This is a genomic window from Paraburkholderia sp. SIMBA_054, assembly GCF_046534875.1.
Lineage (GTDB): Bacteria > Pseudomonadota > Gammaproteobacteria > Burkholderiales > Burkholderiaceae > Paraburkholderia > Paraburkholderia hospita.
The window spans coordinates 1-395 of sequence record NZ_JAWRXV010000302.1 but is presented as its reverse complement, the minus strand read 5'-3'; the positions used below and the strand labels follow the sequence as shown (position 1 = coordinate 395).

Genomic DNA, 395 nt, shown 5'->3' with positions numbered 1-395 from the left:
GGCGCATCACGTCACGTCAAGTCACGCTGAGAGCTTTTGAATCACGCCATCTGCTGCAGCAAAGTGTGTTTGAATTCGCCGAGCGTGTTTTGTGACAGAAGATTGTCGCGTGGGGCCGAAGCTGAATGTTCGTGCGGCCACGAGGTCAACGTTTCCGTAATGGCTTTCCCGATCGACGCCGAACTCAGGTCGCTCAGAATCGGGCCCAATTCGCAACGCCTGCTGAACCAGCCGATCAAACCGTCTTCCGTTGCGATCACCGGCTTGCCGAAGCGATAGGCCTGCACGAGCACGCCGCTCATGCCGTAATGACCTTTGTAGCCGAGCCATACCGCATCGCAGGCGGAAAACAGATCGCGCTCCATGTCGTTGGAAATAAACGAGTCGAGCACGAC

1 pseudogene is annotated in these 395 nt (G+C 56.7%); it reads right to left on the bottom strand.

What is annotated here, in order from left to right:
* Window positions 1–41 precede the first annotated feature (41 nt).
* Window positions 42–395: pseudogene (locus SB822_RS55225) on the bottom strand (group 1 glycosyl transferase); the annotation flags it as partial.